At 64.7% G+C, this 12,827-nt stretch carries 13 protein-coding genes; 9 read left to right on the top strand and 4 right to left on the bottom strand.

From position 1 onward, the window contains the following. Nucleotides 1-7: 7 nt before the first annotated feature. The 3 genes from ACVIIV_RS36955 to ACVIIV_RS36945 all read left to right on the top strand — a co-directional run bounded on the left by ACVIIV_RS36955 (nt 8) and on the right by ACVIIV_RS36945 (nt 3,076). Nucleotides 8-610 (top strand): LysE family translocator, encoded by a 603-nt coding sequence (locus ACVIIV_RS36955; RefSeq protein ID WP_456748598.1) that lies wholly within the window; start codon nt 8-10, stop codon nt 608-610. Between the two features lie 133 nt (nt 611-743). Then, nucleotides 744-1,763, top strand: coding sequence for a ketol-acid reductoisomerase (gene ilvC / locus ACVIIV_RS36950; protein WP_027577255.1), 1,020 nt, complete (start codon nt 744-746; stop codon nt 1,761-1,763). A 464-nt stretch (nt 1,764-2,227) separates the two neighbouring features. Then, entirely contained in the window at nt 2,228-3,076 is an 849-nt protein-coding gene (locus tag ACVIIV_RS36945; RefSeq protein ID WP_456748597.1) for an SDR family oxidoreductase, read from the top strand. A 10-nt stretch (nt 3,077-3,086) separates the two neighbouring features. Here the strand turns inward: ACVIIV_RS36945 and ACVIIV_RS36940 are convergent, their stop codons facing one another. Further along, nucleotides 3,087-3,707 (bottom strand): hypothetical protein, encoded by a 621-nt coding sequence (locus tag ACVIIV_RS36940; protein ID WP_456748596.1) that lies wholly within the window; start codon nt 3,705-3,707, stop codon nt 3,087-3,089. A gap of 106 nt (nt 3,708-3,813) precedes the next feature. On the opposite strand from ACVIIV_RS36940, the gene ACVIIV_RS36935 reads away from it, so the two are divergent. Continuing rightward, entirely contained in the window at nt 3,814-4,467 is a 654-nt protein-coding gene (locus ACVIIV_RS36935) for a TetR/AcrR family transcriptional regulator (RefSeq protein ID WP_456748595.1), read from the top strand. A 208-nt stretch (nt 4,468-4,675) separates the two neighbouring features. Further along, nucleotides 4,676-6,388, top strand: a complete 1,713-nt coding sequence (locus ACVIIV_RS36930) for a sulfatase-like hydrolase/transferase (RefSeq protein ID WP_456748594.1) — start codon at nt 4,676-4,678, stop codon at nt 6,386-6,388. A gap of 191 nt (nt 6,389-6,579) precedes the next feature. On the opposite strand, the gene ACVIIV_RS36925 is transcribed toward ACVIIV_RS36930, so the two are convergent. Then, nucleotides 6,580-8,139 (bottom strand): glycine betaine ABC transporter substrate-binding protein, encoded by a 1,560-nt coding sequence (locus tag ACVIIV_RS36925; protein WP_456748593.1) that lies wholly within the window; start codon nt 8,137-8,139, stop codon nt 6,580-6,582. Next, a complete protein-coding gene (locus ACVIIV_RS36920) occupies nt 8,136-8,918 on the bottom strand; it encodes an ATP-binding cassette domain-containing protein (protein ID WP_456748592.1) in 783 nt (260 codons plus the stop codon). Before ACVIIV_RS36920 ends, ACVIIV_RS36925 begins: the two co-directional genes overlap by 4 nt. 278 nt (nt 8,919-9,196) lie before the next feature. Between ACVIIV_RS36920 and ACVIIV_RS36915 the strand changes: the two genes are divergently transcribed. Together ACVIIV_RS36915 and ACVIIV_RS36910 are read left to right on the top strand one after the other, a co-directional pair. Next, complete coding sequence (locus ACVIIV_RS36915; RefSeq protein WP_456748591.1) at nt 9,197-10,015, top strand: ABC transporter ATP-binding protein; 819 nt, start codon at nt 9,197-9,199, stop codon at nt 10,013-10,015. After that, the gene (locus ACVIIV_RS36910; protein WP_456748590.1) at nt 10,015-10,803 is read left to right on the top strand and encodes an ABC transporter permease; all 789 of its coding nucleotides are present in this window, start codon (nt 10,015-10,017) and stop codon (nt 10,801-10,803) included. Before ACVIIV_RS36915 ends, ACVIIV_RS36910 begins: the two co-directional genes overlap by 1 nt. 42 nt (nt 10,804-10,845) lie before the next feature. On the opposite strand, the gene ACVIIV_RS36905 is transcribed toward ACVIIV_RS36910, so the two are convergent. Next, nucleotides 10,846-11,028 carry a hypothetical protein gene (locus ACVIIV_RS36905; protein ID WP_456748589.1) on the bottom strand — a complete coding sequence of 61 codons (183 nt, stop codon included), beginning with the start codon at nt 11,026-11,028 and terminating at the stop codon, nt 10,846-10,848. 31 nt (nt 11,029-11,059) lie between these two features. Between ACVIIV_RS36905 and ACVIIV_RS36900 the strand changes: the two genes are divergently transcribed. Both ACVIIV_RS36900 and ACVIIV_RS36895 read left to right on the top strand, forming a co-directional pair. Further along, nucleotides 11,060-12,085: an ABC transporter substrate-binding protein gene (locus ACVIIV_RS36900; RefSeq protein WP_456748588.1), complete on the top strand. Its 1,026-nt coding sequence runs from the start codon at nt 11,060-11,062 to the stop codon at nt 12,083-12,085. Nucleotides 12,086-12,114: 29 nt separating this feature from the next. Next, on the top strand, nt 12,115-12,819 hold the full coding sequence (locus ACVIIV_RS36895) for an NUDIX hydrolase (protein ID WP_456748587.1): 705 nt from the start codon (nt 12,115-12,117) through the stop codon (nt 12,817-12,819). The last annotated feature ends 8 nt before the right edge of the window (nt 12,820-12,827 follow it).

The following is a 12,827-nucleotide window of genomic DNA, read 5'->3' as shown; positions in this document are numbered from 1 at the left end:
GGTGAGCATGTCCCAATCGCTGTTCTATGCCTTCCTCATCTTCATGGTCGTGATGTACTTCACGCCCGGCCCGAACAACATCATGCTGCTGTCCTCGGGCCTGACCTACGGTTTCCGCCGTACCATTCCTCATATCGTCGGAATCGTCATCGGCTTTGCCTTCATGGTGGCTGCGGTCGGCCTCGGGCTCGGCACCGTGTTCCTGGCCTATCCGATCCTCCAGACCATCCTGAAATATGCCGGCGCTGCTTACCTGATTTACCTGGCCGCCATGATCGCTATGGCCGGTCCGGCCAAGCCGGGCGAGGAAGAAGGTCGCGGCCCGATGACCTTCTGGGGCGCGGCCATGTTCCAGTGGATCAATGCCAAGGGCTGGGTGATCGTGATCGGTACCATCACCGCCTATGCTGCGATCGCTCAATTCCCGATCAACATCGCCATCCAGACCGTGATCAGCCTCATCGTAGGCACGGTCTCGACCGTGGTCTGGGCCCTGTTCGGCACTGCACTACGACCGGTACTGACCTCCGAGCGGCTGGTGCGCGCCTTCAATATCCTGATGGCGATCCTGCTGCTCGCTTCCCTCTACCCCGTTTTCATGGATGCATGATGTCGCGGATTTCCATGCAGAAACGGGTTTCCCTCGGGGCTAAAAATGCTCTAGACAGCCCCCGAAATCCGCAAATTTCACCCTTCGGACATTGACCATTGGCCGATTTTCGGCCCTGAACGAGGAAACGACTATGCGTGTTTATTACGATCGCGACGCCGACCTGAACCTGATCAAGGGCAAGAAGGTCGCCATCGTCGGCTATGGCAGCCAGGGCCACGCCCATGCGCTCAACCTGAAGGATTCCGGCGTCAAGGAAGTCGCCATTGCACTGCGCAAGGGCTCGGCCTCGGCCAAGAAGGCGGAAGCTGCCGGCTTCAAGGTGCTGGAAGTTGCGGAAGCCGCCAAATGGGCCGACCTCGTCATGATGCTGACCCCCGACGAGCTGCAGGGCGATATCTATCGCGAGCACCTGCACGACAACATGAAGAAGGGCGCCGCCCTCGTGTTCGCGCACGGCCTCAACGTCCATTTCAACCTGCTCGATCCGCGCGCCGACCTCGACGTACTGATGATCGCGCCGAAGGGCCCCGGCCACACCGTGCGCTCGGAGTATCAGCGCGGCGGCGGCGTGCCCTGCCTGATCGCGATCGCCAAGGACGTCTCGGGCAACGCTCATGACCTCGGTCTGTCCTATGCTTCCGCCATCGGCGGCGGCCGCGCCGGCATCATCGAGACCACCTTCAAGGAAGAGTGCGAGACCGACCTGTTCGGCGAGCAGGTGGTGCTCTGCGGCGGCCTGGTCGAACTGATCAAGGGCGGCTACGAGACCCTGGTCGAAGCCGGCTACGCGCCGGAGATGGCCTATTTCGAGTGCCTGCACGAAGTGAAGCTGATCGTCGACCTGATCTATGAAGGCGGCATCGCCAACATGAACTACTCGATCTCCAACACCGCCGAGTACGGCGAGTACGTCACCGGTCCGCGCATCATCACCGACGAGACCAAGAAGGAGATGCGCAAGGTTCTGGCCGACATCCAGGGCGGCAAGTTCGCCCGCGACTGGATGCTCGAGAACAAGGTCAACCAGACCTCGTTCAAGGCGACCCGCGCCAAGCTCGCCGCGCACCCGATCGAGGAAGTCGGCGCCAAGCTGCGCGACATGATGCCCTGGATCAAGAAGGGCGCGCTGGTCGACAAGAGCAAGAACTAAGTCGCGCTCCCCGGACGCAGTGCAGCACGCAAGTGGTGCGCTGCCGAGCCGGGGCCCATTGCGGCTGGGTCCCGGCTCTGCGCTTCGCTTCGCTTGTCCGGACACGAGCGAAAACACGAGCTTCGCTCGTCAAACCAAATCTTAAACCTTCGCAATTACTGTTGAGCGAGATCGCAAACGGCGGTCTCGCTCTTTCATTCTCCCACGAAGCATTGCTGCTTCATTCAAATTCTTCGCGAGCTGAAGCATATCCTGAACGCGAAGGACTGACGCTTAAACCATTTTCTTGAATTCGCGTCGCTTCTCAGGCTCTCTCGCGGCCTTTCCAGCGCCAAAACGTCTGCGTCTTCAGGGGCACGCATTCGGCTCTTCATCCGCAATCTCATCACGCGTATCGCGAGCCACGTGCCATTGCGTCCTGGCACCTTTCTCCTACATGATCGCCGGAACTGGAGGGGAGGACCATGCGGTCTGTCGTCGTCACCGGCGTGTCCACGGGCATCGGTTGGGCCGTGGCCAAGGTTCTGATCGGGCGCGGCTACCGCGTCTTCGGCAGCGTCCGCAAGCAGGCGGACGCCGACCGGCTCAAGGATGAGTTCGGCGCCAGTTTCACACCCCTGCTGTTCGACGTCACCGACGAGGCCGCGGTCCTCGCAGCCGCGCGAACAATCCGGGAGGCGCTGGGCGGTGAGACGCTGGCCGGCCTCGTCAACAATGCCGGCATCGCGGTCGCCGGTCCCGTGCTCGAGTTGTCAGCGGATGATTTCCGCCGCCAGATGGACGTCAACGTCATCGGCCCGGTCATCGCGACACAGGCGTTTGGGCCGCTGCTCGGCGCGGACCCGTCGCTGAAGGGGCCGAAGGGACGGATCGTGATGATCAGCTCGGTGGCCGGCAAGAACGGCAATCCGCTGTCGGCGCCTTACTGTACCTCCAAGCACGCCATCGAGGGACTGTCGGAAAGCCTGCGCCGCGAGCTGATGCTGTTCGGGATCGACGTCATCATCATCGCGCCCGGCGCGGTCAAGACGCCGATCTGGAGCAAGGCCGAACAGATTGATCTCTCCGTCTACCAGAACTCGCCCTATCTGCCGGCGCTCAACAAGGTCATGGCGTTCATGATGGAGCTCGGCGCCAAGGGCCTGCCGGCCGAGCGCATCGCCGAAATCGTACTCGACGCACTGACCGCGGCAAGCCCCAAGGTGCGCTACCAGATCACGCCGGACCCGCTGCGCCATCTGATCGGCGCCCTGCTGCCGAAACGGACGCTCGACCGCATCATTGCCAAGCGGCTCGGCTTGCTGCCGCAATAACACAGTTGCTTCAGCCCGCCGCAACGGTTCGCCCGCGCGGATGGCGAGCCATCGCGATCATGCGCAGCGCCATCACGATCAGGAGCGGAAGGAGGAAGACGGCATAGAGCGGCATCGCGGGCACGCGCTTGCCGAACGAAACCATGAACTGGAGCCAGAGATAATAGCCGCCGGCAAGATGCAGCATACGCCAGGCGCGGGGCCCGATGAGCGCGGCGGCGCGGTCGAACGAGGTCGCGCTCATGGCAATAATGACGGCATAGCCCACTCCGCCGAAAATGTACGAAGCGGGCGAGGTGGCCTCCGCGAAGCCGGCTGGATCCATCCTGGCGAAGGCGATGATCGCGACCGCATGGATGGCGTGGGACGCGGCAAAGCTCAGGCCGAGATAGCGGCGGTTGCGGCGTTGCCAGCGCGTCCAGCCATTGCGCCAAAGCCGCGCCAGCGCCGCGGCGCTGAAGGCGAGGCAGAACAGCAGCAGCGAGCTGCGTGCGGTAAACCGGATAACCATCCGCACGCCCTCGACCTCGAATTGCCTCATCGAGGCGATCCACAGGCTGAGGACGACCAGACTAAGGGTGAGGGCGGCAAGCAGCCGCCGGCCTTCGAACCAGCCTTGACGTTGCGGCATGCTGACTTCCTCCCTTATGTAATCGCTGATTACATTTCGGTGTCGCGCCTCGGTCAACAGTGTAATCGCTGCTTACATTCACGTTCGGGTGATGCTAGGACGTGCCATGCCCGCCCGACAGCCGTCCAAGCCGCGCGCCCGCCGCGGCGCCGCCCAAGCCAGGTCGTATCATCACGGCGACCTCCGCCGCGTCCTGATCGATGCTGCGCTGCAGCTCGCGGCGGAGGGAGCGGAGGTCTCTGTCCGTGAGGCCGCGCGCCGCGCCGCGGTGTCGCCCGGTGCGCCGTTCCGACACTTTCCGAACCGCGATGCCCTCATGGCTGCAGTGGCGGAGGAGGCGCAGCGGCGTTTTCGTGCCGAGATCGAGGCGGCGCTGCGCGAGGCTCCGGCCGCCGGCCCGCTCGCCCGTTTCCGCGCCTTCGGGCTCGCTTACCTGCGCTGGGCGATGCGCAATCCCGCTCATTTCGAAATCATCTCCACCGGGCGCTATTTCGTCCATGGCAGCTCCGCCGAGCTGACCCGCGACAATGCCGAGCTGATCGCGCTGACGGAGCAGATGCTGGCTGACGCGGCTGCGCAGGGCCTGCTGCGGACGGCCGACCTCAAGCGCATCCAGATCGCCGGCCGCGCCCTGGTCTACGGTTTTGCCCGGATGAATCTCGACGGCCATTTTCCGCGTTGGGGCGTCGAGGAGGGTGAGATCGAACGGATGGCGGAAGAGGTGATCGATCTTTTCATCTCCGGGATCGCAAGGCCCTAGCGGGCGAGCGGCTCCGGCCGATGCCGTGCGGTGCAGCCCACTAACATTAAGCGAAGATCGGACCGCACCGCGCGTTGCCTGTCCTTGACCGTTCCGTTACAGTTTTATGACACGGTGCAGGCTTCCGGCTGCCCCGGACGCCCTGGCCGTTTTCAGGCTGGCCAGACGGCTTGGCATCACCGCGCCGGACCAGAGTTGCGTGTCGTTGATGGCGTCCGCGCCCAATCCAGGTCCTTCTGCCACGACTGCCGTGCTGGCGAGCGTCGCCGCGCTCGGCATCTGGCGGCTGCTCGCCGTTGCAGCGCCGCATCTGGCAGCGCTCGCCCTGATGTACGAGACCGAGATCGATTTCGGCTCGCGCCTGTCCTTCGCATTGGCCTGGGGCATCCTCAACTTCTTCTGGATCACGCTGCTGCGGCGGCCGGCGCTGTCGGGCGCGTTGTCGCTGACCATGGTCGTGGTGCTGGTGCTGCTGTCGCGGCTCAAGCACGATGTCGTGCAGATGACGGTCAACTTCATCGACCTGATGATGATCGACCGCGACACCGTGGCGTTCTTGTTCACGATCTTCCCGAATTTGCGCTGGTCGGTGATCCTGGCCGGCCTCGTCACGCTGCCGCTGATGTATGCGCTGTGGTGGCTCGATCCGTTCCGCATCCGCCGCCTGCCGGCACTGGCCTGCAAGCTCGCCTGTCTCGCCGCGCTGGTCGGCTATTCACTCTACCATCCGGACGAGGCCTGGCGCGGCTATTACGACGACGGCTATCTGTCGAAGTTCTTCCGCTCCGGCGTGACTGCGGTCTCCGACTTCGTCCAATACGGTTTCATGGAGGCTGCTGCCGCGAACAGCGAGCGGCTCAACATGCCGCTGGTCGATGCCTGTCATCCCGCGGGTCGCCGGCCCAACATCATCATGATCCATGATGAATCGAGCTTCGACATCCGCGCCGCGCAGGGCATCAAGGTGCCCCAGGGCTACGGCAGCCATTTCAAGTCGTGGGACGGCAAGCAGCGCTCGTTCCTCGCCGAGAGCAACGGCGGGCCGAGCTGGTTCACCGAATACAATGTGCTCGCGGGGCTCTCCTCGCGCTCGTTCGGTCGCTTCGCCTATTTCGTGACGCGCATCGCCTCCAACCGGGTCGAGCGTGGCCTGCCGCTCGCGCTGCGCCGTTGCGGCTACGACACGCTATCGCTCTATCCTGCCCACGGCGGCTTCATGGGCGCGCGCAGCTTCCAGATGACGACCGGCATCGAGCGCTTCCTCGATTCCAAGGACCTCGGCGCCAAGGATGTCGAGCCCGACAGCTTCTTCTACGACAAGGCGCTTCAGCTGATGGGGCAGCAGCCGCCGAACAGGCCGCTGTTCACCTTCATCTATCTCGGTGCCAATCATTTTCCCTGGAAGACCCGCTTCCGTCCCGACCTGCTGCCGAACTGGCGCGCGCCGGGCAATGCGCCGTCCATCGACGAATATCTGCGCCGGCAGGCCATGAGCGCCGAGCAGTACAAGGCCTTCGTCGCGGGCCTGAAGAAGACCTTTCCGGGTGAACCCTTCCTGATCGTGCGCTATGGCGATCATCAGCCGGAATTCGCGCCTGCTATCCTCGAGCCCGGGCTCGACGAGGGCGCTCTCGGCAGGAAGCTCGATGCCTACGATCCGCGCCTCTACGCGACCTATTACGCCATCGACGCCGTCAACTTCGAGCCGGTGAAGAGTGAAGCCGTGATGGACACAATCGACGGCCCCTATCTGCCGCTGGTCATCCAGGAGGCCGCCGGCATTCCGCTCGATCCGTCCTTCGCCGTGCAGAAAGAGATCATGCTCCGCTGCAAGGGCATCTTCTACGGCTGCAAGGACGGCGCCGAGGCGCGGCGGCTGAACCGGCTGCTGATCGACGCGGGGATGATCCGGGGGCTTTAGCTGGCTTGCTTGCCACAAGCGATACTCTTGACCGTCACCCTGAGGTGGCCGCTTCTTCAGCGGCCCTCGAAGGGCGACAGTCCGGCTGCATCTGCATCGGGGCCGTGCATCCTTCGAGGCTCCCGATGGGGCGCTCTGCGCCCCATTACTCGCGCCTCAGGATGACGGAGCTCAAGCCAAGCTGGCCGGACCTATCGTCCGCCCACTTTCCCCCACAGCCATCTCGCCACCGCATCGGGCGACGAGTTCGCGTCATTGCCGCTGGCGCGTAAGTTCGCTTCGCGCATGGTCTCGATGTCGATCTTGCCGAGCAGCGATTGCAGCGCCGTCTTGAGCCGCTCGTCACCTGCGCGCTTCGGCGCCAGCAGCAGGATGGCGTCGTAGGGCGGGATCGCGTGCTTGGGATCGTCAAGCGTGATGAGATCGTATTTCGCGATCAAACCGTCGCTGGTGTAGCCGGCGATGACGTCGACCTCGCCGCTGGCGACGGCCGCATACATGAAATCTGGCTGCATCTGGCGCTGGGCGCGGAACGAAAGACCGTAGGCCTTTTGCAGCGCCGCCCATTCGGGACGCGAGAAGAACTCGTAGTCGCCGGCAATCGACAGCGTCGAGGCATGTGCGCTGAGATCGGCGATGCTGCGGATGCCTAGCGCCTCGGCGCGCCGTCTCGGCATCACTAGCGCATAGGCATTCTCGAAGCCGAGCTCGCCGAGCAGGGTGATGTTGTCCTTGGCGAGCGTCGTCTTCAGCTCGGCGACCAGCTCGGGGCGCGGCTTGGTGTCGGTGCGATGGAGCTGGTTGGCCCAGAGCGTGCCGGAATAATCGACATAGAGATCGATATCGCCGGCCTTCAGTGCCTCGAAGATCACGCTGGAGCCGAGGCCGGAGCGCGCCGTGGCCGAGAGGCTCGCCGCCTGGAGGCGGTCCCTCATCAACGCCGACAGCACATATTGCTCCGCGAAGGTTTTTGCGCCGACCACGTAGCCTGACGATGAACGTCCCATGGTCGGCACCAGCGTAGCGGCGACGAGGGCCGCGATCCCGACGCAGCCGAGCGCTGCGCGCAAGCGGCTGCGGCGGCGCAGGCCGCTCTCGATCTGGCCGAGCAGCTGATCGACCGCGAGCGCGAGCAGGGCCGAGGCCAGACAGCCGAACAGCACGAATACCCAGTTCTGGGTCTGAAGCCCGGCGAAGATGTAATTGCCGAGGCTGGTCTGGCCGATCGGCGTTGAGAGCGTCGCGGTGCCGATCACCCACACTGCGGCGGTGCGAATGCCGGCCATCATCACCGGCAGTGCCAGCGGCAGCTCGACCATGAGAAGCGACTGCCGTGCGGTCATGCCGACGCCCTTGGCTGCCTCGATCAACGATGGATCGATGCCGTTGAGCCCGGTGATGCCGTTGCGCAGAACCGGCAGCATCGAATAGAGCGCCAGCGCCAGCATCGCCGGCAGGAAGCCGAACGCGGAGAAGGAAAGGCCGAACCAGGCCAGCGTGACGGAAGCAGCTAGCAGCAGCAGCGGATAAAACAGCGCAAGCAGCGCCAGCCCAGGTACGGTTTGCACGATGCTGGCGAACGCGAGCAGGATGCCGCGCGGCGCCGGACGGTTGCGCGTCAGGATCGCCAGCGGCAGGCTCACGGCGAGGCCGAGCGCCAGCGCGGCGAGACTCACCCGCACATGGTTGCCGAGATAGTCGGGCAGGTGTGCCAACGCCTCGCCCCAGCGCGGATCGGTGAAGAGGCTCATGCCGCACCGCTCTGCGGCAGCAGCGCATTCAGCCGCTCGACCTGGCGCCGCGGCGTGCGCAACAGCTCCAGCACATAGGCGTCTCCGCTCCTGGCGAGCTCATTGGGCGTGCCTTGCGCGAGCAGATGTCCACTGCGCATCACCGCGATGCGGTCGGCGAGCAGAATCGCCTCCGTCATGTCATGGGTGATCATCACGGTGGTCAGGCCGAGCTTGCGATGCAGCGAACGATAGTCGTCGCCGAGTGCGTCGCGGGTGAGGGGATCGAGCGCGCCGAAGGGCTCGTCCATCAACACGATGCGAGGCCTTGCCGCGAGCGCCCGCGCCACGCCGACGCGCTGGCATTGACCGCCCGAGAGCGCCCCCGGAAGACGGTCGCGATGCGCAGCGCGGTCGAGCTGCACGAGCTCCAGCAGCTCGTCGACACGCACCGCGATATCCGCCGCCGACATGCCCAGCAGTTTCGGTGTGATCCCGATATTGTCGGCGACGTTCAAATGCGGAAACAGCCCGCCGCTCTGGAAGACATAGCCGATCCGCCGCCGCAGCGCGACCGGATCGACATTCCGCACGTCCTCGTTCTCGACGCTGATGGTGCCGCCGTCGACCTCGATCAACCGGTTGGCGAGCCGCAGCAGCGTGGTCTTGCCCGAGCCGGAGCCGCCGACGATCGCCACAAACTCGCCCTCGGCGACGTCGAGCGACACATCGTCCACAGCCCTAAGGGAGCCGAAGCTCTTGGTGACCTCTTGGTAGCTGATCGCCAGCTTGGAAGGCATCGCGGGGGCTCGCTTTTCTCTTATCCTCCCCTGGAAGGGGAGGGTCGCTCGCGCGAAGCGCGGGCGCGGTGGGGTGATCTATCCGCGCGGGCACCGATTCTGTGGAGAGACTGTCACCCCACCCCGTCTCACACTTCGCTGCGCTCAATGTGAGCCGACCCTCCCCCTCCAGGGGAGGGTAAGAGAGCGGCGGCACTGCATGCGTAGCACGCTTGGCGGCTTGATTGAACTTGGTCGCGCGAGAGGCTAAGGCATCGGCCTGAGTTCGGAGAAAACATATGACAACGCCCACGGCAGTGGCGCTGGAAGATGCCAAGGTCGCGTTCCGGCTGGGGGACGGCCGGGTCTATACGGCGGTGGAGAAGGCGCATCTTGCGGTCGCGCAGGGCGAGTTCGTCGCCATCGTCGGCCCGACCGGCTGTGGGAAATCGACGCTGCTCAACGTCGCGGCCGGCCTGCTCAAGCCGGCGGCGGGCAGCGTCAGGATATTCGACCGGCCGCTGACGGGGCTGAACCAGGATGCCGGCTACCTGTTCCAGGCCGACGCGCTGTTCCCCTGGAAGACCGCGCTCGACAATGTCGCGATCGGGCTCGAGATCAAGGGCACGCCGCGCGGTGACGCACTGCCGCAGGCGCGGAAATGGCTGACCTCCGTCGGCCTCGGCGCCTTTGCGGGCCGCTACCCGCACATGCTCTCGGGCGGCCAGCGCAAACGCGTGGCGCTGGCGCAGGTGTTGATCCGCGATCCCAAGATCCTCTTGATGGACGAGCCGTTCGGCCCGCTCGATGCGCAGACGCGCCAAGTCATGGGCAACCTGCTGCTCGACTTGTGGAACGCCGACCGCAAGGCCGTGCTGTTCGTGACTCATGATCTGGAAGAAGCGATCGCGCTCGCCGACCGCGTGGTGATCATGTCGGCCGGGCCGTCCTCGCGCATCATCGGCGACTGGCGCGTGAGCTTGCCGCGCCCGCGCGACATCTTCGAGGTGCGGCTGGACAAGGAGTTCCACGCGCTCCATCGCGAGATCTGGAGCGTGCTGAAGGACGAGGTGATGAAGGGTTACGTGCAATCCACTCACGCGGTGGGGGCGGTCTGATGTCGCGCCCGACGCTGTTTGCGCTGCAGGTCCTGGTCGCGGTCATCTGTATCGTGCTGTGGCAAGTGCTGTCGACCGTCCCCGTGTTCGGCAAGATCCTGCTGCCGCCGTTCTTCTTCTCCAACCCGTTCGACGTGTTCAGCCAGATCGTGAAATGGTTCGCCTCGGGCGTGATTTGGAAGCATCTCGGGATCACGCTGGCGGAATCGATCCTCGCCTTCGTGATCGGATCGCTCGGCGGCGTTCTGGTCGGCTTCTGGTTCGCACGCCAGCCGCTGGTCGCCGCGGTGTTCGATCCTTACGTGAAGATGGTCAACGCATTGCCGCGCGTAGTGCTGGCGCCGATCTTCGCGCTGTGGCTCGGGCTTGGCATCTGGTCCAAGGTTGCGCTCGGCGTCACCCTGGTGTTCTTCATCGTATTCTTCAACGTCTATCAGGGTGTGAAGGAAGTCAGCCGTACCGTGCTCGACAATGGCCGCATGCTCGGCATGAGCGAGCGGCAGTTGATGCAGCACGTCTATTGGCCGTCGGCGCTGTCCTGGATGTTCTCCTCGCTGCACACCTCGGTCGGCTTCGCCGTCGTCGGCGCGGTCGTCGGCGAATATCTGGGATCGGCGGCGGGGCTCGGCTATCTGATTCAGCAGGCCGAGGGCGTGTTCGACGTCGCCGGCGTGTTCGCCGGCATGTTCGTGCTCTCGGCCTTCGTCATCCTGATCGACTTCGCCGTGACACTGGTGGAGCGGCGGCTGCTGGTGTGGCGGCCGACCGCGTCGGATGGGCGCGGGTAGGGCGCGAGTTCAGCTCTCCCGCAAGCGGGAGGGCTGAAGGGGTCAATCCAGCAGCTTGACCTCGCCGGGCGCCTGCGGCGGCGTCTTGATCGCGCTGGCCTTGACCTGGCCGCTGATCGGCTTGGTACCGCCGTGCGCCGTGCCCTTGGGGATGATGACGAGGTCGCCCGGCTTGACCGTGGGCAGCCCGCTCAGGCGGTGCTTCTCAAGCCAGCTCCGCTGCACTATGGTGCCGCCGGCCGAACGGAGGAAACCAATGAAGAAGACGATTGCCAGGCTCGCCGGCGCGTTGCTCGCGCTGACGCTCACCACCGCGCTTGCCGCGGCGCAAAGCAAGGTCACCATCGCGGTCGGCGGCGGTTCCTGCCTGTGCTATCTGCCAACAGTGCTGGCCAAGCAGCTCGGCGAGTACGACAAGGCCGGTCTCAATGTCGAGCTGGTCGACCTCAAGGGTGGCTCGGATGCGCTGAAAGCCGTGCTTGGCGGCAGCGCCGATGTGGTCTCCGGCTATTTCGACCATTGCGTCAATCTCGCGGCCAAGAAGCAGGAGCTGCAGTCCTTCGTGGTCTATGACCGGTATCCCGGCCTCGTGCTGGTGGTCGCGCCCTCGCGCACCAATGACATCAAGTCGGTCAAGGACCTTGCCGGCAAGAAGGTCGGCGTGAGTGCACCCGGCTCCTCCACCGACTTCTTCCTCAAATATATGCTCAAGAAGAACGGGCTCGATCCCACCAGTGCCGCCGTGATCGGCGTCGGCCTCGGCGCCACCGCGGTCGCCGCCATGGAGCAGGGCCAGATCGATGCGGCCGTGATGCTCGATCCTTCGGTGACCGTGCTTCAGGGCAGCCACAAGGATCTGCGCATCCTTTCGGACACCCGCACCCAGAAGGATACGCTCGAGACGTTTGGCGGTGAATATCCGGGCGGCGCGCTTTACTCGACCGCGGCCTGGGTCAATGGCCACGAGAAGGAAGCGCAGGGGCTCACCAATGCGATCCTCGCCACGCTCGCCTGGATCCATTCGCATTCGCCCGAGGAGATCATGGCGAAGATGCCGGAGGAGACGGTCGGCAAGAACAAGGATCTCTATCTTGCCGCACTGAAGAACACGATCCCGATGTATTCCGAGACCGGCAAGATGGACCCGAAGGGCGCCGATGCCGTGCTCGCGGTGTTCAGCGTCGGTTCGCCCGACGTGGCGAATGCCAAGATCGACGTCAGCAAGACCTTCACCAACAAATTCGTCGACCAGGCCAAGAAGACCACGGGGAACGCCAAATAGCTGACGCGAAGGCGTAGTAACCAGGCGTCATGACATCCCCGGTCATTCATCGCGTCACGACGCTTGATCTTGCCGTGCGGCCGATCGCTTGGCCGTTCGCCGAGGAGCGCCGCGCCGAGATCGCGGCGCATTTCGCCGAGAAGCAGCGCGAGCGGCCGAAGATCTGGAACGGTCGCGTCCTGCTCGGGTGCGATGCCGTGTTCGCGGGCGGCCATTTCACCGCGACCTATTTCGAGACCGATTTCGCCAGCTTCCTCGCCTGGCGCGACTGGGGCTTTCCCGATCCGGCCGTGTTCAACGGTTTCGGCATGGGCGCGCTGCGCACCTCCGACGGCGCCTTCGTGATGGGCGAGATGGCGCAGCATACCGCCAATGCGGGCCGCATCTATTTCCCTTCGGGCACGCCCGACCTCGACGACGTCAGGGATGGCGCCCTCGACGTTCCCGGCAGCGTCGTCCGCGAGATCGCGGAGGAGACCGGGCTGACCGCCGACGACTACGCGGCGGAGGCGGACTGGCATTGCGTCGTCTCCGGCCGCGCGATTGCGATGATTCGGGTCCTCAACCTGGACATGCGGGGCGATGAAGCCCGCGCCCGGATCGAAGCCAATCTCGCGCGCGAGGCGGAGCCCGAATTGTCGGCCATTCATCTCGTGCGCGGGATGGGCGATCTTACGCCGACCATGCCGCGATTTGTCACGGCCTTTATTGCGCAGCAGTTCGCCTCTCGCTGACGCGCGAG

The sequence above is a fragment of the Bradyrhizobium sp. USDA 4354 genome (assembly GCF_054060315.1).
Note: the sequence above shows the minus strand (reverse complement) of the source record. Positions and strands in the feature narration are given on the sequence as shown.

Excerpts from the sequence above, each read along its gene's own strand:
- ACVIIV_RS36955 (WP_456748598.1), top strand. The coding sequence starts at position 8 with ATGTCCCAATCGCTGTTCTATGCCTTCCTCATCTTCATGGTCGTGATG.
- ilvC (WP_027577255.1), top strand. The coding sequence starts at position 744 with ATGCGTGTTTATTACGATCGCGACGCCGACCTGAACCTGATCAAGGGC.
- ACVIIV_RS36945 (WP_456748597.1), top strand. The coding sequence starts at position 2,228 with ATGCGGTCTGTCGTCGTCACCGGCGTGTCCACGGGCATCGGTTGGGCC.
- ACVIIV_RS36940 (WP_456748596.1), bottom strand. The coding sequence starts at position 3,707 with ATGCCGCAACGTCAAGGCTGGTTCGAAGGCCGGCGGCTGCTTGCCGCC.
- ACVIIV_RS36935 (WP_456748595.1), top strand. The coding sequence starts at position 3,814 with ATGCCCGCCCGACAGCCGTCCAAGCCGCGCGCCCGCCGCGGCGCCGCC.
- ACVIIV_RS36930 (WP_456748594.1), top strand. The coding sequence starts at position 4,676 with ATGGCGTCCGCGCCCAATCCAGGTCCTTCTGCCACGACTGCCGTGCTG.
- ACVIIV_RS36925 (WP_456748593.1), bottom strand. The coding sequence starts at position 8,139 with ATGAGCCTCTTCACCGATCCGCGCTGGGGCGAGGCGTTGGCACACCTG.
- ACVIIV_RS36920 (WP_456748592.1), bottom strand. The coding sequence starts at position 8,918 with ATGCCTTCCAAGCTGGCGATCAGCTACCAAGAGGTCACCAAGAGCTTC.
- ACVIIV_RS36915 (WP_456748591.1), top strand. The coding sequence starts at position 9,197 with ATGACAACGCCCACGGCAGTGGCGCTGGAAGATGCCAAGGTCGCGTTC.
- ACVIIV_RS36910 (WP_456748590.1), top strand. The coding sequence starts at position 10,015 with ATGTCGCGCCCGACGCTGTTTGCGCTGCAGGTCCTGGTCGCGGTCATC.
- ACVIIV_RS36900 (WP_456748588.1), top strand. The coding sequence starts at position 11,060 with ATGAAGAAGACGATTGCCAGGCTCGCCGGCGCGTTGCTCGCGCTGACG.
- ACVIIV_RS36895 (WP_456748587.1), top strand. The coding sequence starts at position 12,115 with ATGACATCCCCGGTCATTCATCGCGTCACGACGCTTGATCTTGCCGTG.